The organism is Streptomyces sp. NPDC006691 (assembly GCF_042869955.1).
GTDB lineage: Bacteria > Actinomycetota > Actinomycetes > Streptomycetales > Streptomycetaceae > Streptomyces.
In genome coordinates, this window is sequence record NZ_JBIAGW010000014.1 from 141,886 (window position 1) to 164,227 (window position 22,342).

The window sequence follows — 22,342 nt, forward strand, 5'->3', positions numbered from 1 at the left end:
CCCGATCCCACGTACCCTTACGAGTGCTATGACTCAGACTTCGCCGCAGCCCTCGCCGATGACCTCCCCGCGTCCCCTGCGCGTCCTCGCCGCCATGTCCGGCGGGGTGGACTCCGCGGTGGCCGCCGCCCGCGCCGCCGAGGCGGGCCACGACGTCACCGGGGTGCACCTGGCGCTCTCCGCGAACCCGCAGTCCTTCCGCACCGGGGCCCGCGGCTGCTGCACCATCGAGGACTCCCGGGACGCCCGCCGCGCCGCGGACGTCATCGGCATCCCCTTCTACGTCTGGGACCTGGCGGAGCGCTTCCGCGAGGACGTGGTCGAGGACTTCGTCGCCGAGTACGAGGCGGGCCGCACCCCCAACCCGTGCCTGCGCTGCAACGAGAAGATCAAGTTCGCGGCGCTGCTCGACAAGGCGCTCGCGCTCGGCTTCGACGCCGTGTGCACCGGCCACTACGCGACCGTCGTCCTGACCGAGGACGGCAGCCGTGAGCTGCACCGCGCCTCCGACATGGCCAAGGACCAGTCGTACGTCCTCGGCGTGCTCGACGAGCGTCAGCTCGCCCACGCGATGTTCCCGCTCGGCGACACCCTCACCACCAAGGACGAGATTCGCGCCGAGGCCGAGCGCCGGGGCCTGGCGGTCGCCAAGAAGCCCGACAGCCACGACATCTGCTTCATCGCCGACGGCGACACCCAGGGCTTCCTCGCGGACCGCCTCGGCAGGGCCGAGGGCGACATCGTCGACGAGTCCGGCACGAAGATCGGCAGCCACGAGGGCGCGTTCGGCTTCACCATCGGCCAGCGCAAGGGCCTGCGCATCGGCCACCCCGCCGCCGACGGCAAGCCCCGCTACGTCCTGGACATCTCGCCGGTGAACAACACGGTCACCGTCGGGCCCGTCGAGGCTCTCGACGTCACCGCCCTCGGTGCGATCAAGCCCCGCTGGTGCGGCAACGCCCCGGCCGGACCGGGCACGTACACCGCCCAGCTGCGCGCGCACGGCGGCGAGACCGAGGTGACCGCGGAACTGGTCGACGGCGTCCTGAACGTGACGTTCGCCGAGCCGGTCCGCGGTGTGGCCCCCGGGCAGGCGATCGTCCTGTACGACGGCACGCGCGTGGTGGGCTCCGCCACGATCGCGACGACCGAGCGGGCGACCGCCCGCGTCTGACCCCGCCGACCGGGCGGTTACTCGGCGACCCGGAGCACGATCTTGCCCCGGGTGCGCCCGCGCTCGCCGTACGCGTGCGCCTTCGCGGCGTCGGACAGGTCGAAGACCGAGTCGATCTCGGCGCGCAGCCGGCCGTCCTCGACCAGCGCCGCGACCGCCCGCATACCGGCCTGGTCCGGCTCGACCAGAGTGAAGCCCGCCTTGACGCCCAGGGCGGCCGCCTCCGGGCGCAGCGCGTCCTCGTCCGGGGACGAGATCGAGACCAGGATGCCGCCCTGGCGCAGCACCTTCAGGGAGCGGCTGCCGTACTCGCCGCCGATGGGGTCGAGGACCACGTCCACGTCCCGCACCGCCTCGGTGAAGTCCACCGCCGTGTAGTCGACCAGCTCGTCCACGCCGAGCCCGCGCAGGAAGTCGTGCTTGCCGGCGCTGGCCGTGCCGATGACGTACGCACCGTGCGCCTTCGCGATCTGCACCGCGAGGTGGCCGACGCCGCCCGCCGCGGCGTGGATCAGCACCCGCTGCCCGGCGGTCAGCCGGGCCGTCTCGATGAGCGCCTGGTGCGCGGTGAGCGAGGCCAGGGGCAGCGCCGCGGCCTGGATGTGGTCGATCCCGGCGGGCTTGCGGACGAAGTGCCGGGCGGGGGCGGCGACGTACTCGGCGTACGCGCCCGCCTGGTGCGGGAAGAGCGGCATGCCGAAGACCTCGTCGCCGGCCTCGTACAGGGTGACGCCGAGGCCCACCGCCTCCACGGTGCCGGACACGTCGAAGCCGAGGATCGGCGGCGTGGTCTCCCAGCCGAAGGGGCCGTGCTCGCGGATCTTCCAGTCGGCCGGGTTGACGCCGGCGGCGTGCACACGCACCAGGACCTCGGTCGGGCCCGGCTCGGGGCGCTCGGTCTGGATCTCGGCGAGTACCTCGGGGCCGCCGAGCCGGGGGGAGCTGATGGCACGCATGGTCTGCGACATGGCTAATCCTTTGTGGGGTTTCCTGGCCGGTGGGAGCCACCGACGGAGACCAGCCTGCACCGCGGTCCACCCGCGTGGTGCTGACCGTTTGGCCATGATGTGACAGAATCTGGCCATGGCCGTACGACCGAAAGTCCACCGCGTCGCGGTGCTCGCCCTCGACGGAGTGGTCTCCTTCGAGCTGGGCATCCCGTCCCGGATCTTCGACAGCGCCAAGGGGCCCGACGGCGAGTGCCTCTACGAGGTGCTCGTCTGCACGGTCGACGGAAAGCCCGTGCGCACCGAGGCCGGGTTCTCGGTGGCCGTCGAACACGGACCCGAGGCACTCGCCGCCGCCGACACCGTCGTGGTCCCGCCGACCCACGACCTCGGCGTCATCGCCTCCGGCGGCCCGCTGCCCGAGCCGCTGGCCCGCGCCTTCGAACGGATCCGGCCGGGCACGCGCATGGTCTCCATCTGCACGGCCTCCTACGTCCTGGCCGCCGCCGGGCTGCTCGACGGACGCCCCGCCACCACTCACTGGTGCGACGCCGACGCCTTCCAGCGCACCTTCCCGCGCGTGCGGCTGGACCCGGGCGTCCTGTTCGTCGACGACGGCGACGTGCTGACCTCGGCGGGCGCCGCCGCCGGGATCGACCTGTGCCTGCACATCGTGCGCCGCGACCACGGCAGCGCCGTCGCCAACCGGGCCGCCCGCCACTGCGTGGTGCCGCCGCACCGCGACGGCGGGCAGGCCCAGTACATCGAGCGCCCGGTCCCCGAGCCGACGCTCGCCAGTACCGCCGCCACCCGCGCCTGGGCCCTGGACCGGCTCCAGGAGCCGCTCTCGCTCGGCGAGCTGGCCGCCCACGCGAAGATGAGCCTGCGCACGTTCACCCGCCGCTTCCGGGAGGAGGCGGGCATGACGCCGGGCCAGTGGCTCACCGCCCAGCGTCTCGAAGTCGCCCGCCAGCTCCTGGAGTCCAGCGACCTTCCGGTGGACCTGGTCGCCCACCGGGCCGGCTTCGGCACGGCCAACTCACTGCGCCAGCAGATGCGTTCGGTGCTCGGCGTCTCGCCCGTGACCTACCGGCGCACCTTCAAGGTCGCCGACCGGGTGGGGGCGTCCGGCATCGGTCAGCCGGTGACGGTCTCCACCTCGTAGAAGCAGAGGTGGTCCTTGATCTCGGCCACGTCCTCCTTCGGGTCCGGGTAGTACCAGACCAGGTCCGGCGCGTCCGGCAGCGACCAATAGGAGGCCGTTCCCTTGAACGGGCAATAGGTGTGCGTGTCCGACGGTGTCAAGAGGTCGGTGCGGACGTCCTCGGGCGGAAGGTAGTAGCGGACCGGAAGGCCGGTCTCGCGCAGCAGCAGCGGGCGCCGGCTCTCGGCCAGCACCTGCCCGTCGCGCACGACCCGCACATGCTCGGTGCCCCGCTCCACGGTGATGCGATGTCCTGTCGTCATAAAAGGTGCAGCGCTCTGGGAGGCCCGCTTCTTCCCCTCGTATCGTTGCCCCATGAACATATGCGTCTTCCTCTCCGCGGCCGACCTCGACGAGCGCTACACGCGCCCCGCCCGTGAATTCGCCGAACTGCTCGGCAAGGGCGGCCACACCCTGGTGTGGGGCGGGTCCGAGAGCGGCCTCATGAAGGTCGTCGCCGACGGCGTGCAGCAGGCCGGCGGCCGGCTGGTCGGCGTCTCGGTCGACTTCCTGGCGGCCAAGGCGCGCGAGAACGCCGACGAGATGGTCATCGCCAAGGACCTCGCCGAGCGCAAGGCGCTGCTGCTCGCCAGGGCGGACGCCGTCGTGATCATGGTGGGCGGGACCGGCACCCTGGACGAGGCCACCGAGATCCTGGAGCTGAAGAAGCACGGGAAGACCACCAAACCGGTCGTCCTGCTCAACACCGCGGGCTTCTACGACGGCCTCAAGGAGCAGTTCCGGCGCATGGAGGAGGAGGGCTTCCTGCCCGTCCCGCTGACCGAGCTGGTCTTCTTCGCCGAGGACGGCGTCGCGGCCCTCGCCTACCTGGAAGAGTCCCTCGGTATCCAGTGAGCCCCCGACCAGTGCGAGCATGGCGGGTATGGCTACTCATCTGATCACCGGCGCCGGTTCCGGCATCGGCGCGGCCGTCGCCCGCCGACTGCACGAGCGCGGCGACGAGCTCATCCTGCTCGCCCGCGACGCCGGACGCGCCAAGGAGTTCGCCGCCCGCTACCCGGGCGCGCGGACCCTCGTCGGCGACCTCGCGGACCCCGACCGCCTCTCCTGGGCCTTCGACAAGCAGCCGATGCCCGAGCAACTCGACTCGCTGCTGCACATCGCGGGCATCGTCGACCTCGGGCCGGTCGGCGAACTGCGCCCCAAGACCTGGCACCAGCAGCTCAACGTCAACCTGATCGCCCCGGCCGAGATCACCCGCCACCTGCTGCCCCAACTGCGCGCCTCGCGCGGCCACGTGGTCTTCGTGAACTCCGGTGCCGGGCTTGCCGCGCACGCCGAATGGGGCGCGTACGCCGCCTCCAAGCACGGACTCAAGGCGCTCGCCGACTCGCTGCGCCACGAGGAGCACGCGAACGGCGTCCGGGTCACCTCGGTCTACCCCGGCCGCACCGCGAGCCCCATGCAGGCCAAGGTGCACTCGCAGGAGGGCAAGGAGTACGACCCCGCGAAGTTCATCGACCCCGAGTCGGTGGCCACCACCATCGTCATGGCCATCGACCTGCCGGCCGACGCCGAGGTCAACGACCTCACCGTGCGCCCCGGCAAGTAGCCGGGACCGGGCCGTGCGCCCGGTTGCGTAGGCTTCCGGGGTGAGCGAACAGAGCAAATTTCCCTGGGGGCCCGCCACCGGCGTCGGCTCGATGCCGGGCGGCGACGCGCGGGAGACCGCCAAGACCGTCACCGGCTCGCTGATCGGGGCCGAAGGGGCGAGCGGCGACTTCCCGTACCTCGCGGAACTGCCCGCGCGCGGGCCCGGCGCCGACATGATCGGGCGGACCATCGGGCTCCTCGTCGAGATGTACGGGCACGTGGAGCCCAGCGGCTGGCGCGTCGGGGACCGGCCCGGCCGGGACACCCGGCGGGCCAGGTCCTGGCTCGGCGAGGACCTCGACGCCCTGGAGGAGTTCACCCAGGAGTACACCGGTCCGCTCAAGGTGCAGGCCGTCGGCCCGTGGACGCTGGCCGCCGCCCTGGAGCTCAGGAACGGCGAGCTCTCGCTCGGCGACCCCGGGGCCTGCCGCGACCTCGCGGGATCACTCGCCGAGGGCCTGCGCGACCACCTCGCCGACGTGCGCCGCCGCGTCCCCGGAGCCCGGCTCGTGCTCCAGCTCGACGAGCCCTCGCTCACCTCGGTGCTGCGCGGACAGATCCGTACCGCCAGCGGGTACCGCACCCACCGGGCCGTCGACCGGCAGGTCGTGGAGGGCGCGCTGCGCGAGGTCATGGCCGTGCACGACGGCCCCGTCGTCGTCCACTCCTGCGCCCCCGACGTCCCGTTCGCGCTGCTGCGGCGGGCCGGAGCCGCCGGAGTGTCGTTCGATTTCTCACTCCTCACCGAGCGTGACGACGAGCAGATCGGTGAGGCCGCCGAGAGCGGGGTGAAGCTCTTCGCCGGAGTGGTGCCCGCCACCGACGGCCCATTGTCAGACCCTGCCGGTAGCGTCATGGGTGTCAGGACGCTGTGGCGCAGGCTGGGGCTGAATCCGGGGACTCTGGGCGAGTCCGTGGTGATCACTCCCAGCTGCGGCATGGCGGGCGCGTCCCCGGCCCACGCGCGGGCCGCGCTCGCGCACTGTGTCCGGGCGGCGAGATCGCTCGCGGACAACCCTGAGTGACGGGGACAACGGGAAACGGGAGGACATGACGGTGGCTGGCGAACAGAACGCGGCGGTGCCCGCGGAGGCCCGGGAGCAGCACGCGCTCCTCGCCGAGCAGATCGAGGAGCACCGCTTCCGGTACTACGTACGGGACCAACCGGTCATCAGCGACGGCGACTTCGACAAGCTGCTCCGCTCCCTGGAAGCCCTGGAGGACGAGCACCCCGAGCTGCGCACGCCCGACTCGCCGACCCAGAAGGTCGCGGGCGCCTACGAGACGGACTTCGCCTCGGTCGAGCACCGCGAGCGGATGCTGTCCCTGGACAACGCCTTCGACGACGAGGAACTGGCCGCCTGGGCCGAGCGCATCGCCAAGGACGTCGGTACCGGCGCCTACCACTACCTGTGCGAGCTGAAGGTCGACGGCCTCGCCGTGAACCTGACGTACGAGCACGGCAGGCTGACCCGCGCCGCCACCCGGGGCGACGGCCGCACCGGCGAGGACATCACGCCCAACGTGCGCACGATCGCCGACATCCCGTCCCGTCTCAAGGGCGACCGCATCCCCGCCCTCGTGGAGATCCGGGGCGAGGTCTACTTCCCGATGGAGGCCTTCGAGGGCCTCAACGCGCGTCTGGTCGAAGCGGGCGAGAAGCCGTTCGCCAACCCCCGCAACGCGGCCGCCGGTTCACTGCGCCAGAAGGACCCCAAGGTCACCGCGACCCGGCCGCTGCACATGGTGGTGCACGGCATCGGCGCCCGCGAGGGCTTCGACATCGACCGCCTCTCCCAGGCGTACGAGCTGCTGCGCGCATGGGGTCTGCCCACCGCTCAGCACAACAAGGTCGTCAAGTCCCTCGAAGAAGTGCGGCAGTTCATCACCTACATGGGCGAGAACCGGCACTCGGTGGTGGAGCACGAGATCGACGGCGTCGTCGTCAAGCTCGACGAGATCCCCCTCCAGGGCCGCCTCGGCTCCACCGCGCGCGCCCCGCGCTGGGCCATCGCCTGGAAGTACGCGCCCGAAGAGGTCAACACCAAGCTCGTCAACATCCGCGTGGGCGTGGGCCGTACGGGCCGCGTCACTCCCTACGCACAGGTCGAGCCCGTCACCGTGGCCGGCTCCGAGGTCGAGTTCGCCACCCTCCACAACCAGGACGTGGTCAAGGCCAAGGGCGTCCTCATCGGCGACACCGTGGTGCTGCGCAAGGCCGGGGACGTCATCCCGGAGATCCTCGGCCCCGTCGCCGACCTGCGGGACGGCAGCGAGTACCCCTTCGAGATGCCCGCCGAGTGCCCGGAGTGCGGCACCGCGCTGCGTCCGATGAAGGAGGGCGACATCGACCTCCGCTGCCCCAACGCGCAATCCTGCCCCGCCCAATTGAGGGAGCGGCTGTTCTACCTGGCGGGCCGCAAGAGCCTCGACATCGAGAACTTCGGATACGTTGCGGCCGCCGCCCTCACCAAGCCGCTGGAGCCCGCCGAGCCGCCCCTGCTCGACGAGGGCGGGCTCTTCGACCTCACCATGGATCAGCTCCTGCCGATCAGGGCGTACGTACTCGATCAGGACAGCGGACTGCCCAAGCGCGACCCGAAGACCGGCGAGGAGAAGACGGCGCTCGTCTTCGCCAACATGAACGGCGAGCCGCGCAAGAACGCCGTCTCGATGCTGGAGAACATCGCGGCCGCCAAGGAGCGTCCGCTGGCGCGCATCCTCACCGGTCTCTCCATCCGCCACGTCGGCCCGGTCGCCGCCGAGGCGCTGGCCCGCGAATTCCGGTCCATCGAGCGCATCGAGCAGGCCGGAGAGGAGGAACTCGCGGCCGTCGAGGGCGTGGGCGGCATCATCGCGGCCTCCCTCAAGCAGTGGTTCGCCGAGGAGTGGCACCAGGAGATCCTGCGCAAGTGGAAGGCCGCCGGCGTCCGCATGGAGGACGAGAGCACCGGCGAGGACGAGGGCCCGCGCCCGCTGGAGGGCCTCACCGTCGTCGTGACCGGAACGCTTGAGCGGCACACCAGAGATGGCGCGAAAGAGGCGTTGCAGAGCCGCGGAGCGAAGGTCACCGGTTCCGTTTCGAAGAAGACGTCGTTCGTCGTGGTCGGCGACAGCCCCGGTTCCAAATACGACAAGGCGATGCAGCTGAAGGTTCCGGTTCTGGACGAGGACGGCTTCGCGATTCTGCTGGAACAAGGGCCCGACGCGGCGAGGGAAGCCGCGATGCCCACCGCCCCGGAGGGGGAATGAGAGTCAAAGAAGGGTAGTAACAGGGGGCCTGGAGGCTGCGCGGAGTCACCCGTTCGGCGCATAGCAGACCGATGCGGGTGGCTGGGTCGCATTCGGGCAAGAGCTGTAGACCGCTGCCCGACAGAGCCTTCCGCGGCCTACTGTTGAGATGTGCGCCGGTCGTGCACGGCTGATGGCCCCTGCTCGTGGAGCGGTTGGGGAGCAACACCAGTCGTGGTGGCATGACATCGGGGCCATCGCGTGCACGGGCACCGCCGGCTGTGAGAGGGACGGGAATGAAACCGACCGAGAGCACCGCCCCGGCCGTGAGGCTGCGCGGGTTCACGGGCCTTTCGTCCGGGTTGACGGCCGTCGTCACCGGCCTGGCGGGCGTGGTCCTCGCCACCGGCTGCTACCGGGCCGTCCAAGCCGGCGACGCCCTGTTTCCGGGCGGGACCACGGGCTGGTCGCTGGCCGTCCTCAGCGGCATCATCGTGGGCCACCTCGTCGCGCTCGGCCGGGAGCGCTGGTGGGGCGGCACCGGCTCCGGCGCCGCCCTCACGATCGCGGTCCTGCTCCTGTACGGCTGGCTGCCGGCCGCGCTCGTCAGCCTGGCCGTGGTGGTCCTGGTCGGCGCCGCGCGGCGGAACCGCTGGCGCCAGGGCGTGCTGCACGGCGCCGTGGACGTCCTCGGGATAGGAGCCGCGGGCCTGGTGCTGGCCGCGCTCGACATCGTCCCGAGCGTCGCCCAGCCGTGGTGGCCCACCCAGTGGAGCCTCGCCACCGCCCCTGAGATCGTGCTCGCCGCGGGCACGTATCTGCTGATCACCCGGACGCTGCTCTGGTACGCCCTCGCCCCGCGCAACGGCCTGCCCACCGTCGCCCGTACGGCTCTGCTGCGGCAGGGCCTGGTGGCCGTCGCACTGCTCGGCATCGCACCGCTGATCTGCGTCGTCGCCATGTCGGTGCCCGTATTGCTCCCGCTGTTCGCGGTGCCGCTCGTCGCCCTCGACTCGACGCTCTGGATCGCCCGGGCCCGTGCCGAGGAGCAGCTGCGCGACCCGCTGACCGGGCTCCCCAACCGTCAGTGGCTCCTGGAACGCACCTGGTCGGCCCTGGAGGAGGCGGAGAACAGCGGCTCCCGCACCGCCCTCGTCCTGATCGACCTCGATCGCTTCCGGTCGGTGAACGACACCCTCGGGCACCTCGCCGGAGACCGCCTGCTCCTCCAGATAGCCGAACGCCTGAGGACCGCTCTGCCGCGTGGCGCCGAGGTCGCCCGGCTCGGCGGGGACGAGTTCGCCGTGCTGCTGCCGGTCTGCGAATCCGCGACCAGCGCCATGCGCACCGCCCGCGGTCTGGTCGCGGAGCTGTCCTCACCGCTCGACCTGGACGGGCTGACCCTGGTCCTGGAGGCCAGTGCGGGTGTGGCGCTCTTCCCCGACCACGCGCTGGACGCCGAAGGGCTGCTGCGACGGGCCGACGTCGCGATGTACCAGGCCAAGCGGGACCGTACGGGCGTGGAGGTGTACGAGTCCAAGCGGGACTCCAACACCCCTGACCGGCTCGGCCTGTTGGGCGATCTGCGGCGGGCGCTCGACGCCGGGGACGTGGAGCTGCACTACCAGCCGAAGGTTCAGTTCGACGGTCAGGTGGCGGGACTTGAGGCGCTGGTGCGCTGGGTGCATCCCGAGCGCGGGCGGGTGGCGCCGGACGAGTTCATCGCCATCGCCGAGTCCAGCGGGCTCATGCCGCACCTCACCGAGTACGTCCTGGACACCGCGCTCGCGCAGGTGGCCCGGTGGCGTGCGCAGGGCCTCAACGTCCCGGTCGCCGTCAACGTGTCGCCGCGCGACGTGCACACGCCTGGCTTCGCGGGGTCCGTCGCGGCCCGGCTCGCCCGGCACGGGGTGCCGGCCGGCGCGCTGCAACTGGAGATAACGGAACACGTCCTCCTGGAGGACCCGCAACGGGCCGCCGACACGCTGGCCGGGCTCACCGGGCACGGCGTCAAGATGTCCCTCGACGACTTCGGTACGGGGTACTCCTCGCTGGTGCACCTGCGGCGGCTGCCGGTCAGTGAGCTGAAGATCGACCGGTCGTTCGTGGCCCGGCTCGCCATCGACAACGAGGACGCGGAGATCGTTCGCTGCACCGTCGATCTCGCCCATTCGCTGGGCCTGTTGGTGGTCGCGGAGGGCGTCGAGGACGACGAGACGTGGGAGCGGTTGCGGGACCTGGGGTGCGACGCGGTGCAGGGGTGGCTGGTGGCTGCGGCGATGCCGCCGGCCGAGGCCACGGCTTGGCTGCTCGCGCGGGGGGACTCGGGGTGGCATCGGCCCGCCGAGATCGCGGCGGAGGCCGCGCGGGCCGAGGCGGAGGCGTCCCGGTCCTCGGGCCAGCCCGTCCAGTGACCCCACCGGGGCTCCGCCCCGGACCCCGATCGCGCCTTACACCTACAGGGGCGCGGGGAACCGCGCGACCGGCCACGCACGGTTCGCAGCCGTGCACCGACCCCGTGCACCGACCCCGCGCCCGGGTTCGTCCTGACCCGCTAACCCGCGTGGACCGTCCCCGCGTACCTCCACACGAAACGGCCCCCGCTCGCCGCCGTCACCGTGAGGTCGTAACTCCCGTCCTTCAGCGGCCAGTTCACCGATGTGCGGCCGCTCGGCGGGACCCACACCACCCGTGAGCCCCGGTCGTCGGACACGGTGAAGGACAGCTCGGCCGCGCCCTCGTTGCGGAGGTGGAGTTCCAGGATGCGGCGCCCGCGCGGGGTGGCGGTCACCGAGGGGACGGGGGCCGGGCCCGGGGGCGTCGCTCGCGTCACCGTGCCGGAGAAGCGGCGCAGGAAGCCGTCCGCTCCGTGGACCGTGAAGTCGTAGCGGCCGTCCGTTTCCGCCGTCTCCCAGACGTAGCTCTTCGCCGTGCCGGGCGCCACCGTGAACGGCGTACCGGCGAACGGCTTCAGGGTGTTGGGGAGCACCGTGAAGTGGAAGGTGGCGGATCCGTGGTTGGCCAGGGTGCAGGTGACCCGGCCGGTCGTGCGGTCCACCGTCACATCCGCCCACGGGCGGTACGGCAGCTGCCGGTGCGGCCGGGTGCCCGGCTCCTGGGTGGGCATCGACTGGGCGCCGTTGGCGGGCAGCTTGACCGCGGGCAGCGCGTTGCCGGCGTCCGCCTTGGCCATCAGGGCCACGGTGTCGGGGAGCTTCGGGATCGAGTAGTCCGGCTTCGTGAAGTCGAAGCAGCTCGTCAGGTCGCCGCACACCGAGCGGCGCCAGTCCGAGATGTTCGGCTCCTGGACTCCTGTCACCAGCTCCAGGAAGCGGAGGACCGAAGTGTGGTCGAAAACCTGGGAGTTGACGTAGCCGCCGCGCGACCACGGGGAGATCGCCCAGAGCGGGACCCGGTTGCCCAGGCCGATCGGCCGGCCCGCCGCGAACTCGTCCGCAGTGCCCGGCTCGGGGAACGGCGGCAGCACGTGGTCGAAGTAGCCGTCGTTCTCGTCGTACATGACGAGGAAGACGGTGTGCTTCCACACCTCCGGGTTGGAGAAGAGCGACTGGAGGGCCTGGTCGACCCAGTGCGCGCCGTAGTCGGGGCCCGCCGAGGGGTGCTCGCTGAAGAGGTAGGGCGCCACCAGCCAGGACACCGTCGGGAGTGTGCCGTCCTTGCAGTCCTTGTCGAAGGCGGCCGGGTCGAACTTGGTCATCGCGTTGACGTGACGCGGGTCGTCCTTCGCGAAGGCGTGGAACTGCTTGAAGTACGAGAGCGCGTTGTCGTCGTAGTCGCCGTACCGGTCGTCCTTCGACGGGTTGTGGTAGACCCGCCAGCTGACCTTCGCCGCCTCCAGGCGCTCGGCGTACGTCGTCCAGTCCGCGACCGGGTTGTCGGTCACCGGGGTGTTGTCCGTCCAGGGCCCGGTCGTGCCGTCCTTGCCGGGGCCGCAGGTGCCCGTCCACAGGTAGAGGCGGTTGGGGTCGGTGGGGCCCGCCTGGGAGCAGAAGTAGCCGTCGCACAGCGTGAACGCGTCGGCCAGGGCGTACTGGTAGGGGATGTCCTCGCGGGTGAAGTAGCCCATGGTGCGCTCGCCCTTGGCGGCCACCCACTTGTTCATCGCGCCGCCGTTGATCGCGGTGTGCCCGGTGCCCCAGTCGTGCGGGAGGCCGCCCGCGTTCTGGGCGTTGTACTTCGTGGTGTCCATCCGGAACGGCAGCATGAAGCCGTCGGCGCGGCCCGCGTCCGGCTGGCGGAAGACGGAGTCGCCGTCGGGGAACGTCAGCGCCTGGCGGTCGTCGAAGCCGCGGACGCCGGACAGGGTGCCGAAGTAGTGGTCGAAGCTGCGGTTCTCCTGCATCAGGACGACGACGTGCCTGACGTCCTCGATGCTGCCCTTCGGGCGCGGGGCGGCGGTGGCGGGGTCGGGCAGGCCGACGGCGGCGGCGGCCGCGGTCGCTGCGGACGCGCCCACGAAGGCGCGGCGGCTCAGGGGAGTCATGACGGAGAGTCCTTCGGGTCTTCGGGTCGGGGGAGGGGCCGGGGCGGGCTCGGCGGCGGATCGCCGCAGCGGCGGGTCGGGCCGAGCGCTCAGCGGACCGTGAAGGAGACCGCGGGCGCCGCGTGATCGGACGGCCAGCCGTTGGCGGCGGTGTCCGGCACCGGCTTCGGCCAGCCCGTGCACAGTGCGTACGCCGCCTCGACGCGCAGCGGGCCCGTGTACTGGACCTGGTCGATGCGGTCCCGCGGCTCGTCCGGGCGCACCGGCGACCAGGTGGTGCCGGGCTCGCGCGAGGCGCTCGGGTGCGCCTCGCGGAACGCGTCGTGCAGGCCGGCCGAGGCGAGCGCCACCGTCACCGGCCAGCGCACCCTGGTGGCGCGGTCGAGGTGCGAGGGGGAGGCGAGCCCGGCCGCGAGCACCACCGGCGTGCTCCGCGCCGCGAGATCGCCCTTCATCGCGGCGAGCAGCGCCGTCGCCTGCCGGTGGCGCAGGCTCGCGCGTTCGGCGGCCTCGACCTCGGCGGGGGTGCGCCCGTCCCGTACCGCGTAGGGCCCGTACGCGGCCTCGTCCAGCTGGGCGGCCCACAGCCGGAGCCGTCGCCCGCCCGGCAGTTGGAGCGTGGCCGCGACCGCGGGCACGTCCGCGACCGGGGCCGCCGCGTCCGTGAGCGGGAAGCGGCTGACGATGCCGACCCCGGCCGGGGTGTCGTAGGCGTGCCAGCCCAGGGCGTCGGCGAGCGGCTTCGCGGAGGTGCCGCCGGTCTCCTGGAGGGCCAGGACGTCGAGACCCTGCCCGAGCACGAGGCGCGCCAGCTTCTCCGCCGGGCCGTCGACGTGCGTTCCGGCGTCCCACAGGTTCAGGGAGGCGATCGTCAGGCGCGGCCGGGACCCGGCGGCGCGCACCGGCACCTGGACGGTGACGACATCGCTCGCGCCCGCGCTCTCCTTGACCGCGACGACGATCCGACCGGGGTGCGGGCCCGGCCGCCCGGGCGCGGTCCCGGTGACCGTGCCGTCGGCGCCGACGGACAGCCACGAGTCGCCGGACAGCCGCCGGAAGGACGGGGTGCCGGCCGGATTGCCCGGCGGGCGCACCCACAGCGGGGCCAGCGGAACCGACACCGGCGACCCGGCCGCGTACTCGCCGGTCGTGAAGGAGTCCACGGCGGCGTGCGGCGCGAGCACCGGCGGGCGCGCGGCGATCGTGATCGGAGCGGTCCGCGCCAGGATTCCGTAGCCGTCCTTGGCCAGCAGGTAGGCGGTGTAGGTGCCTTCGCCGAGGCCGGAGGTGTCGAGCGTGATGTCACCGGCCGCGGTCGTCACGTACGACCAGGCGAGCGAGGAGCCGGTGCCGGGGGCGCGGTCGCCGTCGTAGACGCCGATCCAGTTCTTCGGGTCGGGCGCGTCGGTGGTCCAGTGGAAGGCGAGCCTGTCGCCCTCGCGGGGGCTGCCCGGCGTGACGAGCCGGACCGTACTGAGGGGGGACACGGGGAGCCTGGTCCTCTCGATGGACGCCGTGGTGGGGCGAGTTGGCTGAACAACTTCGCCCAGTGAGCCAGGCGTCCGCACACGCGATGTGAACGGAGGATGACCAGATGTGGGAGATCCACGGACGCGCGGGGAGGCGCCGGGAAGGCGGCCGGCCGCGGGCGCCGGGGCCGGTGACCGAGGGTGAGCGGGTAATCCGTTTCGTGGTGAGGGCGGTGCGCCCCATAGGATTGGGCCCAAACCACACTCACTCACCCCTGAGGATCGCTGCATGCCTGGCATTACGCGCGAGGAGGTCGCCCACCTCGCCCGGCTGGCGCGTCTGGAGCTGAAGGGCGAAGAGCTCGACCACTTCGCCGGACAGCTCGACGACATCATCGGCGCGGTCGCCCGCGTCTCCGAGGTCGCCGACCAAGACGTACCCCCGACCTCCCACCCGCTGCCGCTGACCAACGTCATGCGCGCGGACGAGGTCCGTCCGTCGCTCACCCCCGCGCAGGCGCTCTCCGGCGCCCCGGCCCAGGAGCAGCAGCGTTTCAAGGTGCCGCAGATCCTGGGGGAGGACTAATCACCATGACGGACATCATCAAGCTCACCGCGGCCGAGATCGCCGCGAAGATCGCGGCCGGCGAACTCACCGCCGTCGAGGTCACCGAGGCCCACCTCGCGCGCATCGAGGCCGTCGACGAGAAGGTCCACGCCTTCCTGCACGTCGACCGCGAGGGTGCGCTCGCGCAGGCCCGTGCCGTCGACGCCAAGCGCGCGGCCGGCGAGAAGCTCGGCCCGCTGGCCGGCGTGCCCCTGGCGCTGAAGGACATCTTCACCACCGAGGGCATCCCGACCACCGTCGGCTCGAAGATCCTCGAAGGCTGGATCCCGCCGTACGACGCGACGCTCACCAAGCGGCTCAAGGCCGCCGACGTCGTCATCCTCGGCAAGACCAACATGGACGAGTTCGCCATGGGGTCCTCGACGGAGAACAGCGCGTACGGGCCGACCGGCAACCCGTGGGACCTGACCCGGATCCCGGGCGGCTCCGGCGGCGGTTCCTCCGCGGCCCTCGCCTCCTACGAGGCGCCGCTCGCCATCGGCACGGACACCGGCGGCTCCATCCGCCAGCCCGCCGCCGTCACCGGCACCGTCGGCGTCAAGCCGACCTACGGCGCGGTCTCCCGCTACGGCATGGTCGCCTTCTCGTCCTCCCTCGACCAGGGCGGGCCCTGCGCCCGTACGGTCCTGGACGCGGCGCTGCTCCACGAGGTCATCGCCGGGCACGACCCGCTCGACTCGACGTCCATCGACGCGCCGGTCCCGCCGGTCGTCGAGGCCGCCCGCAACGGCTCGGTGGCCGGGATGCGCGTCGGCGTCGTCAAGCAGTTCTCGGGCGAGGGCTACCAGGCCGGTGTCGTCCAGCGCTTCAACGAGTCGGTGGAACTGCTCACGTCGCTCGGCGCCGAGATCGTCGAGCTGGACTGCCCGTCCTTCGACCTGGCGCTCTCCGCGTACTACCTGATCGCGCCGTCGGAGTGCTCCTCCAACCTGGCCCGCTTCGACGCCATGCGCTACGGCCTGCGGGTCGGCGACGACGGCACGAGGTCCGCCGAGGACGTCACCGCGCTGACCCGCGAGGCCGGCTTCGGCGACGAGGTCAAGCGCCGCATCATCCTCGGTACGTACGCGCTGAGCTCCGGCTACTACGACGCGTACTACGGCTCCGCCCAGAAGGTCCGCACGCTCATCACGCGCGACTTCGAGAAGGCCTTCGAGCAGGTCGACGTGATCGTCTCGCCGACCACGCCCACCACCGCCTTCCCGATCGGCGAGCGCGCCGACGACCCGATGGCGATGTACCTCGCGGACCTGTGCACCATCCCGACCAACATGGCGGGCAACGCCGCCATGTCGCTGCCCTGCGGCCTCGCGCCGGAGGACGGCCTGCCGGTCGGGCTCCAGATCATCGCCCCCGCCCTGAAGGACGACCGCCTGTACAAGGTGGGTGCCGCCGTCGAGGCCGCCTTCGTGGAAAAGTGGGGACACCCGCTGCTTGAGGAGGCTCCGTCGCTGTGAGTGCACTGACCAAGGCCAAAGGCTTCAAGAAGTCCAAGGCCGGTACGTACCTGTCCATCGGCACCACCGCCTTCGGTGCCATCAGCGTCGCGAAGCAGGCCAAGAAGGCCCGCACCGACAACGACACGCTGAAGCTCCTGGACGCCATCGTCTCCGCCGCCGCCATCGCCACCGGTGTCGCCCTCCTGCTGCGCGAGCTCAAGCGCATCGGTGACGACGACGTCCTGTTGGGCTGAGAGGGAAGTTTTTCACCGTGACCGTCATTGATCTGGTCTCGTACGAGGACGCCCTCGCGTCGTACGACCCCGTCATGGGCCTTGAGGTCCATGTCGAACTCGGCACCAAAACCAAGATGTTCTGCGGCTGTTCCACCGAGCTGGGCGCCGAGCCCAACTCGCAGACCTGCCCCACCTGCCTCGGTCTGCCCGGCTCGCTCCCGGTCGTCAACGCGATCGGCGTCGAGTCGGCCGTCAAGATCGGTCTCGCGCTCAACTGCGAGATCGCCGAGTGGTGCCGCTTCGCCCGGAAGAACTACTTCTACCCGGACATGCCGAAGAACTTCCAGACCTCCCAGTACGACGAGCCGATCGCCTTCAACGGCTATCTGGACGTCCAGCTGGAGGACGGCGAGATCTTCCGCGTGGAGATCGAGCGCGCCCACATGGAGGAGGACACCGGCAAGTCCACGCACGTCGGTGGCGCGACGGGCCGCATCCACGGCGCCTCGCACTCGCTCCTGGACTACAACCGCGCGGGCATCCCGCTCATCGAGATCGTCACCAAGCCGATCGAGGGGGCGGGCGAGCGCGCCCCCGAGGTCGCCAAGGCGTACGTGGCCGAGCTGCGCGAGGTCATCAAGGCGCTGGACGTCTCCGAGGCCCGGATGGACAAGGGCCAGATGCGCTGCGACGTGAACCTTTCGCTGCGCCCGCACGGCACCGAGAAGTTCGGCACGCGTTCGGAGACCAAGAACGTCAACTCGCTGCGTTCGGTGGAGCGGGCCGCCCGCTTCGAGATCCAGCGGCACGCGGCCGTGCTGTCCTCGGGCGGCACGATCGTGCAGGAGACCCGGCACTTCCACGAGGAGGACGGGTCCACCACCTCGGGCCGCATCAAGGACAACGCCGAGGACTACCGCTACTTCCCCGAGCCGGACCTGGTGCCGGTGGCCCCCGCGCGCGCGTGGGTCGAGGAGCTGCGGGCCGCCCTCCCGGAGATGCCGCGGGTGCGGCGCAACCGGCTCCGCGAGGAGTGGGGCGTCAGCGAGCACGACATGCAGTCGATGCTCAACGCCGGTGCGGTCGACCCGATCGTCGCGACGATCGCGGCCGGGGCGGATGCGGCCGGTGCCCGCAAGTGGTGGATGGGCGAGCTCGCCCGCAACGCCAACGAGCGGGGCGTCGCGCTCGACGAGCTGCCCGTGACCCCGGCGCAGGTCGCCCGGGTCGTGGCGCTCGTCGCGGCCGGTGACCTCAACGACAAGCTGGCCCGCCAGGTCATCGAGGGCGTCCTCGCGGGCGAGGGCGACCCGGACACGGTCGTCGAGAAGCGCGGCCTGAAGGTCGTCTCGGACGAGGGTGCGCTGGGGGCGGCCGTGGACGAGGCGATCGCCTCCAACGCGGCGATCGCCGACAAGATCCGGGGCGGGAAGGTCGCGGCGGTGGGGGCGCTGGTGGGTGCGGTCATGAAGACCACGCGTGGTCAGGCCGACGCGGGCCGCGTCAAGCAGCTCATCCTGGAGAGGCTGGGTGTGGAGGGCTAGCCCTCCGACCCTGCGAAGGGGCGCCCCCCACCGGCAAGTTGGCCCGGCGGGGGCGCCCCTTTCCCCCTCCCGGGGGGTTCGCCCACCCTCCCGCCCGTGACTCGGGGTTGGTCGGTTCCGGCCCCTGGGGCTCCGCCCCAGACCCCGTTCGCGCCTTGAGGGCGCTCGTCCTCAAACTCCCCCAAGGCCTTAAGGGCCAGGGGGGACCCCCACGACGGGCTGAAGATGCCTGCGCCGGCCCGCACCGATACGGATAGGGCGGGCGCGGGGCTGTGACGTTGCGCGGCTGCGCCGTGGTGGGCGCGACCGAGGGGCTCCGGTCCACCTACAGGGGCGCCGGGAACTGCGCGAGCAACCACGCACGGTCCGAGGTCGAAAGCGGGTTAGGGGCGCGGGGAACTGCGCGACCAGCCACGCACGATCCGCGGGGATCGAACCCACCCCCACCGCCCCCGGCCCGCAGGGCCAACCCGCACTCCTCCGCCCCGCCGGCCCGCAGGGCCAACCCACCCCCCGCCCCCGGCCCCCCCCGCAGGGGAAACCCCGGGTTGGACTTCCGGGAGGAGGGCTTGGACGTTCATCCGGGGGCCGGGGTGGGGCCTTCTGGGGGACACCCCGGGTCACTACCGTTCCCCCCGTACACACCACACCGCTCGGGAGGACCACTTGACCACGGACAACGCCGCCGCACCCGGCATCTCACGGCGCCGACTGCTCGCCCTGAGCGGCGGCGCCCTCGGCGCGGCCGCCGCCGGCTCGCTGCTGCCGCCCTCGTTGCAGGCGGCGATGGCCGCCGGGCCACCCCCCGGCGGGCTGAGCGCGGTCAAGCACGTCGTGATCCTCATGCAGGAGAACCGGTCCTTCGACCACTACTTCGGCACCCTGCGCGGCGTACGCGGCTTCGGTGACCGCAACGCCCTTCAACTCCCGGGCGGCAAGCCCGTGTTCGAGCAGCCGGGCCCGCTCGGCAGCACCGTCCTGCCCTTCCCCGTGCGCGGCGCCGCGGCCACCCAGCACAAGGACCTCCAGTACATAGGCGCCCTCGACCACTCCTGGAGCGGCGGCGCCAAGGCCTGGAACGGCGGCTGGATGGACAACTGGGTCTCCGCCAAGACCTCGGCGACCATGGCCTACTACGACCGCCAGGACATCCCGCTGCACTACGAGCTCGCCGACACCTTCACCGTCTGCGACGCCTACCACTCCTCCATCCACAGCTCCACCAGCCCCAACCGCAACCACCTGTGGAGCGGGAAGACCGGGTTCGAGGCCAACGGTCAGCGGGCGGTCGGCAACGACGCCTACGACGAGGGCACCCACGCCGGGTACGACTGGGGCACCTACGCCGAGCGGCTCGAAAGGGCCGGGCGCAGCTGGAAGACGTACACCGAGTGGGAGAACTTCACCGACAACCAGATCGAGTTCTTCACCACCTTCAAGGCGATCGCCCGCAAGGCGCTGGCCAAGACCGGCGGGCACACGTTCATGGAGTCCTTCTACGGTGTCGTGCGCGACGCCCCGGACGACACCGAGCGGCAGCGGCTCCTCGGGCTGCTCGACCAGGGTGTCGCCACCCTCACCAAGGCCGAACGCAGCCTGTTCGAGCGAGGGTTGAGGCGGGTGCCGACCGGAACGCTCGCCGACGCCTTCGGCAAGGACGTCGCCGCCGGCACCCTGCCCGAGGTCTCCTACCTGGTGCCCTCCGCGCTGGACTCCGAGCACCCGAGCGTCTCCTCGCCCGTGCACAGCGCCACCATCGTCTACAAGGTGCTCGACGCGCTCGGCAAGCACCCCGACGTCTGGCGGCACACCGTCGTCCTCATCAACTACGACGAGAACGACGGCTTCTTCGACCACGTCCCGCCGCCCGTCGCCCCGCCCGAGGTGTCCGACGAGCAGTGGCAGGGGCATCCGACCGGGCTCGGCGCGCGGGTGCCGATGCTGGTCGTCTCGCCCTGGAGCGTCGGCGGCTACGTCTGCTCGGAGGTCTTCGACCACACCTCCGTGATCCGCTTCCTGGAGCACTGGACGGGTGTGCGCGAGCCCAACATCAGCAAGTGGCGCCGCACCGTCACCGGTGATCTGACCTCCGCGTTCGACTTCAAGCGCGGCAGGCCGCAGCCCGCGGTGACCCACCCGGGCCCGATCCCGCCACTGAGCGGACGCTGGAGCCCCAGGCCGCCCGCCCAGCAGCACATGCCCGTGCAGGAGGAGGGCACCCGGCCCGCCCGGCCGCTGCCGTACCAGCCGGACGCGTACGCCAAGGTCGCGGGCGGCGCGCTCCAGGTGCAGCTCAGCAACAACGGCCGGTCCAGTGTCCACTTCGCGCTCTACCCGTACGCCAAGGAATTCCCCGCGCCGCAGCACAAGGACGTCCGGGGCAAGGCGCAGTGGAGCGTGCCGCCGGCCCAGGGGGCGGACGGCGCCTACCGGTTCACGGTGACCGGGCCGAACGGCTTCCGGCGCGAGTTCGAGGGGGCGGCGGCCACCGATGCCGCCGAGCTGACCACGTACCTGGACCACGACGACCGCGATGTCCACCTGACCCTCCGCAACCGCGGCCACCGGGCCGTCACCTTCGTCGTGCGGCCGTTGGGCTACGCCGACGAGGCCGATCTGCGGGACTGGAAGCGGACCGTGACGGTCAAGCCGGGGCGCAGCCGCACCGTGGTGCACTCCGCCGCCGACGCGCACGGCTGGTACGACCTCGAAGTGACCACGGACGACGGGACCGCGTTCCGCCGCCGGCTGATGGGCCACATCGAGAACGGACGGCCCAGCGTCTCCGGCTGACCCCGGCACGAGGCCGGGCCGGGCCCTCGGGCGCCGGGCCCGGCCCGTACCCCGCCGTGCGAAGATTCCCGGGCGGCCGAGCGGGCCGCGCCGCCCGTGCCGCGACCGGCCGGGTGTACGCGGGTGGAGGAGCGCGGGGATGTTCGCAGTACCGCTGGGTGCCGACGGGGCCGAACTGTGCCCCTTGGAGCCGTGGCAGGCCGAGGAGTTCCTCACCCACATGGACCGGGGCCGCGCGTTCATCGGCACCCACGTCGCGCTGCCCGACTTCGTGACCGACCGGGCCTCCGCCCGCGCCTACCTCCAGAGCTACGCGGACAAGGCGGCCGCGGACGCCGGGCGGCTGTACGGCATCCGGCTCGACGGCACTCTGGTGGGCGGCGTCCTGTTCCGGATCTTCGACGCGGCACAGGGCACCTGCGAGGTCGGCTGCTGGCTGGAGCCCGCCGCCGTCGGGCGGGGCCTGATCATCCGGGCGATCACCCTCCTGATCGACTGGGCCGTGGACGTCCGCGGCATGCACCGCGTCGAATGGGTGGCGGCCACCGAGAACACCCCGAGCATCAACGTGGCCAAGCGGCTCGGCATGACCAGGGACGGGGTGCTCCGCGAGAACTACCTCTACCGCGGGGTGCGCCACGACAGTGAGGTGTGGGCGGTGCTCGCCGACGACTGGCGCGCGGCCCGCGCCGGGCGCTGACGGAGGCGCCGCGTCCCGCGCCGGGCGTTAAGGAAGCTCTCAGCGGGCTCTCAGAAACGGCCCCTAGCGTGCCGGGCATGAACGCCACCCCCGCCACGACGAAGACCGACGCCGAGACCGAGCCCAGGACGGACGCCGAAACGGAGACCGCCGCCACCGCCGAGGCCACGTCCACCCCTGGGGGAGCGCCCGCGGAGAAGGCCCCCGTTGCCACCGGCACTGCGGACGCCTCGGACACCGAAGACCGCCCCGAACCCGACGACGGACCACGCGAAGGCGAACTCGACGCCGAGGCCGCCCCGCCCCGCGCGGGGTTCGGCGCGGGCGCCGCGGCCGTGGTCGCGGGCGCGCTCGGCGCGGTGTCGCTCAGCGGCACCTGGATGGGCAGGACGCTCTCCGAGCGGGCCACCCTGATCGGCCAGATCAAGACCTCCCAGGGCGGTACCGCGGCCCAGCAGATCCAGCAGATCTACGGAAACTCCTGGCACACCACCGCCCTGGTCAACGGCGTCTTCGCGGTGCTCGCCCTGATCGTCGGCGCGATCGTGCTGGCCCGGCCCGCCTTCGGCACGCCCGGCCGCGCCGAGCAGCCGGTGTGGGTCAAGGCCGTCGCCCTCGCCGGCGTCGTCCTCGGCGTGGTCGGCCTGCTGATCTCGGCGGGCATGTACCTCGACCTGTTCGCGGCCCTGCCCAGCGCCAAGGGCTGAGCCTCCGGGCGGGGTGTCTAAGGCATCCGCCCCCCGCCTTAGGCGGATCCGGTCCGCCATACGGACCGTCTAAGGCGGCACCCCCGTACAGATGCGGCACTCGTCCCATGCGCGAGGGGCCCCTGGGAGACGAGAGTTGAGGCATCGCAAGG

General features: G+C 72.0%; 18 protein-coding genes. 14 read left to right on the top strand and 4 right to left on the bottom strand.

What is annotated here, in order from left to right; translation table 11 throughout:
- The first annotated feature begins 28 nt into the window (after window positions 1-28).
- Window positions 29-1,174, top strand: coding sequence for a tRNA 2-thiouridine(34) synthase MnmA (mnmA, locus tag ACFYNP_RS27435; protein ID WP_388411989.1), 1,146 nt, complete (start codon window positions 29-31; stop codon window positions 1,172-1,174).
- Window positions 1,175-1,191: 17 nt separating this feature from the next.
- Here mnmA and ACFYNP_RS27440 read toward each other — a convergent pair whose 3' ends face one another.
- Complete coding sequence (locus ACFYNP_RS27440; protein ID WP_388789020.1) at window positions 1,192-2,142, bottom strand: NADP-dependent oxidoreductase; 951 nt, start codon at window positions 2,140-2,142, stop codon at window positions 1,192-1,194.
- 115 nt (window positions 2,143-2,257) lie between these two features.
- Between ACFYNP_RS27440 and ACFYNP_RS27445 the strand changes: the two genes are divergently transcribed.
- On the top strand, window positions 2,258-3,286 hold the full coding sequence (locus ACFYNP_RS27445; RefSeq protein WP_388411994.1) for a GlxA family transcriptional regulator: 1,029 nt from the start codon (window positions 2,258-2,260) through the stop codon (window positions 3,284-3,286).
- Here ACFYNP_RS27445 and ACFYNP_RS27450 read toward each other — a convergent pair.
- The gene (locus ACFYNP_RS27450; RefSeq protein ID WP_388411996.1) at window positions 3,259-3,588 is read right to left on the bottom strand and encodes a DUF427 domain-containing protein; all 330 of its coding nucleotides are present in this window, start codon (window positions 3,586-3,588) and stop codon (window positions 3,259-3,261) included. The two genes, ACFYNP_RS27445 and ACFYNP_RS27450, sit on opposite strands and share 28 nt — an antisense overlap.
- 52 nt (window positions 3,589-3,640) lie before the next feature.
- Here ACFYNP_RS27450 and ACFYNP_RS27455 point away from each other — a divergent pair, with 52 nt between their 5' ends.
- The 5 genes from ACFYNP_RS27455 (at window position 3,641) to ACFYNP_RS27475 (ending at window position 10,584) form a co-directional block, all read left to right on the top strand.
- Window positions 3,641-4,180 carry a TIGR00730 family Rossman fold protein gene (locus ACFYNP_RS27455; RefSeq protein WP_388789023.1) on the top strand — a complete coding sequence of 180 codons (540 nt, stop codon included), beginning with the start codon at window positions 3,641-3,643 and terminating at the stop codon, window positions 4,178-4,180.
- A 28-nt stretch (window positions 4,181-4,208) separates the two neighbouring features.
- A complete protein-coding gene (locus ACFYNP_RS27460; RefSeq protein WP_100577568.1) occupies window positions 4,209-4,898 on the top strand; it encodes an SDR family oxidoreductase in 690 nt (229 codons plus the stop codon).
- Between the two features lie 40 nt (window positions 4,899-4,938).
- Entirely contained in the window at window positions 4,939-5,964 is a 1,026-nt protein-coding gene (locus ACFYNP_RS27465) for a methionine synthase (RefSeq protein ID WP_388412000.1), read from the top strand.
- A gap of 25 nt (window positions 5,965-5,989) precedes the next feature.
- Window positions 5,990-8,191, top strand: a complete 2,202-nt coding sequence (gene ligA / locus ACFYNP_RS27470) for an NAD-dependent DNA ligase LigA (protein ID WP_388789026.1) — start codon at window positions 5,990-5,992, stop codon at window positions 8,189-8,191.
- Between the two features lie 275 nt (window positions 8,192-8,466).
- Window positions 8,467-10,584, top strand: a complete 2,118-nt coding sequence (locus ACFYNP_RS27475) for a putative bifunctional diguanylate cyclase/phosphodiesterase (protein ID WP_388412004.1) — start codon at window positions 8,467-8,469, stop codon at window positions 10,582-10,584.
- Window positions 10,585-10,724: 140 nt separating this feature from the next.
- Here ACFYNP_RS27475 and ACFYNP_RS27480 read toward each other — a convergent pair whose 3' ends face one another.
- Window positions 10,725-12,674, bottom strand: a complete 1,950-nt coding sequence (locus tag ACFYNP_RS27480) for a phosphocholine-specific phospholipase C (RefSeq protein WP_388789028.1) — start codon at window positions 12,672-12,674, stop codon at window positions 10,725-10,727.
- Window positions 12,675-12,763: 89 nt separating this feature from the next.
- On the bottom strand, window positions 12,764-14,161 hold the full coding sequence (locus ACFYNP_RS27485) for an endonuclease/exonuclease/phosphatase family protein (protein WP_388789030.1): 1,398 nt from the start codon (window positions 14,159-14,161) through the stop codon (window positions 12,764-12,766).
- Between the two features lie 271 nt (window positions 14,162-14,432).
- Here ACFYNP_RS27485 and gatC point away from each other — a divergent pair, with 271 nt between their 5' ends.
- From gatC to ACFYNP_RS27520, 7 genes are all read left to right on the top strand, one after another.
- A complete protein-coding gene (gene gatC, locus ACFYNP_RS27490) occupies window positions 14,433-14,729 on the top strand; it encodes an Asp-tRNA(Asn)/Glu-tRNA(Gln) amidotransferase subunit GatC (RefSeq protein ID WP_003966094.1) in 297 nt (98 codons plus the stop codon).
- A gap of 5 nt (window positions 14,730-14,734) precedes the next feature.
- Window positions 14,735-16,228 carry an Asp-tRNA(Asn)/Glu-tRNA(Gln) amidotransferase subunit GatA gene (gene gatA / locus ACFYNP_RS27495; RefSeq protein WP_388412009.1) on the top strand — a complete coding sequence of 498 codons (1,494 nt, stop codon included), beginning with the start codon at window positions 14,735-14,737 and terminating at the stop codon, window positions 16,226-16,228.
- Window positions 16,225-16,464 (top strand): hypothetical protein, encoded by a 240-nt coding sequence (locus tag ACFYNP_RS27500; RefSeq protein ID WP_100577574.1) that lies wholly within the window; start codon window positions 16,225-16,227, stop codon window positions 16,462-16,464. The genes gatA and ACFYNP_RS27500 overlap by 4 nt, the downstream gene beginning before the upstream one ends.
- Window positions 16,465-16,481: 17 nt before the next feature.
- Window positions 16,482-17,990 (top strand): Asp-tRNA(Asn)/Glu-tRNA(Gln) amidotransferase subunit GatB, encoded by a 1,509-nt coding sequence (gatB, locus tag ACFYNP_RS27505; protein WP_388412010.1) that lies wholly within the window; start codon window positions 16,482-16,484, stop codon window positions 17,988-17,990.
- Between the two features lie 696 nt (window positions 17,991-18,686).
- A complete protein-coding gene (locus ACFYNP_RS27510; protein ID WP_388789071.1) occupies window positions 18,687-20,783 on the top strand; it encodes a phosphocholine-specific phospholipase C in 2,097 nt (698 codons plus the stop codon).
- Between the two features lie 139 nt (window positions 20,784-20,922).
- Window positions 20,923-21,483, top strand: a complete 561-nt coding sequence (locus ACFYNP_RS27515) for a GNAT family N-acetyltransferase (protein ID WP_388789033.1) — start codon at window positions 20,923-20,925, stop codon at window positions 21,481-21,483.
- Window positions 21,484-21,560: 77 nt separating this feature from the next.
- Entirely contained in the window at window positions 21,561-22,190 is a 630-nt protein-coding gene (locus ACFYNP_RS27520; RefSeq protein ID WP_388789036.1) for a hypothetical protein, read from the top strand.
- Window positions 22,191-22,342: the final 152 nt, after the last annotated feature.

What these genes read in the sequence shown, in the direction of transcription:
- mnmA (WP_388411989.1), top strand. Translation starts at nt 29, where the DNA reads ATGACTCAGACTTCGCCGCAGCCCTCGCCGATGACCTCCCCGCGTCCC.
- ACFYNP_RS27440 (WP_388789020.1), bottom strand. Translation starts at nt 2,142, where the DNA reads ATGTCGCAGACCATGCGTGCCATCAGCTCCCCCCGGCTCGGCGGCCCC.
- ACFYNP_RS27445 (WP_388411994.1), top strand. Translation starts at nt 2,258, where the DNA reads ATGGCCGTACGACCGAAAGTCCACCGCGTCGCGGTGCTCGCCCTCGAC.
- ACFYNP_RS27450 (WP_388411996.1), bottom strand. Translation starts at nt 3,588, where the DNA reads ATGACGACAGGACATCGCATCACCGTGGAGCGGGGCACCGAGCATGTG.
- ACFYNP_RS27455 (WP_388789023.1), top strand. Translation starts at nt 3,641, where the DNA reads ATGAACATATGCGTCTTCCTCTCCGCGGCCGACCTCGACGAGCGCTAC.
- ACFYNP_RS27460 (WP_100577568.1), top strand. Translation starts at nt 4,209, where the DNA reads ATGGCTACTCATCTGATCACCGGCGCCGGTTCCGGCATCGGCGCGGCC.
- ligA (WP_388789026.1), top strand. Translation starts at nt 5,990, where the DNA reads ATGACGGTGGCTGGCGAACAGAACGCGGCGGTGCCCGCGGAGGCCCGG.
- ACFYNP_RS27475 (WP_388412004.1), top strand. Translation starts at nt 8,467, where the DNA reads ATGAAACCGACCGAGAGCACCGCCCCGGCCGTGAGGCTGCGCGGGTTC.
- ACFYNP_RS27480 (WP_388789028.1), bottom strand. Translation starts at nt 12,674, where the DNA reads ATGACTCCCCTGAGCCGCCGCGCCTTCGTGGGCGCGTCCGCAGCGACC.
- gatC (WP_003966094.1), top strand. Translation starts at nt 14,433, where the DNA reads ATGCCTGGCATTACGCGCGAGGAGGTCGCCCACCTCGCCCGGCTGGCG.
- gatA (WP_388412009.1), top strand. Translation starts at nt 14,735, where the DNA reads ATGACGGACATCATCAAGCTCACCGCGGCCGAGATCGCCGCGAAGATC.
- ACFYNP_RS27515 (WP_388789033.1), top strand. Translation starts at nt 20,923, where the DNA reads ATGTTCGCAGTACCGCTGGGTGCCGACGGGGCCGAACTGTGCCCCTTG.
- ACFYNP_RS27520 (WP_388789036.1), top strand. Translation starts at nt 21,561, where the DNA reads ATGAACGCCACCCCCGCCACGACGAAGACCGACGCCGAGACCGAGCCC.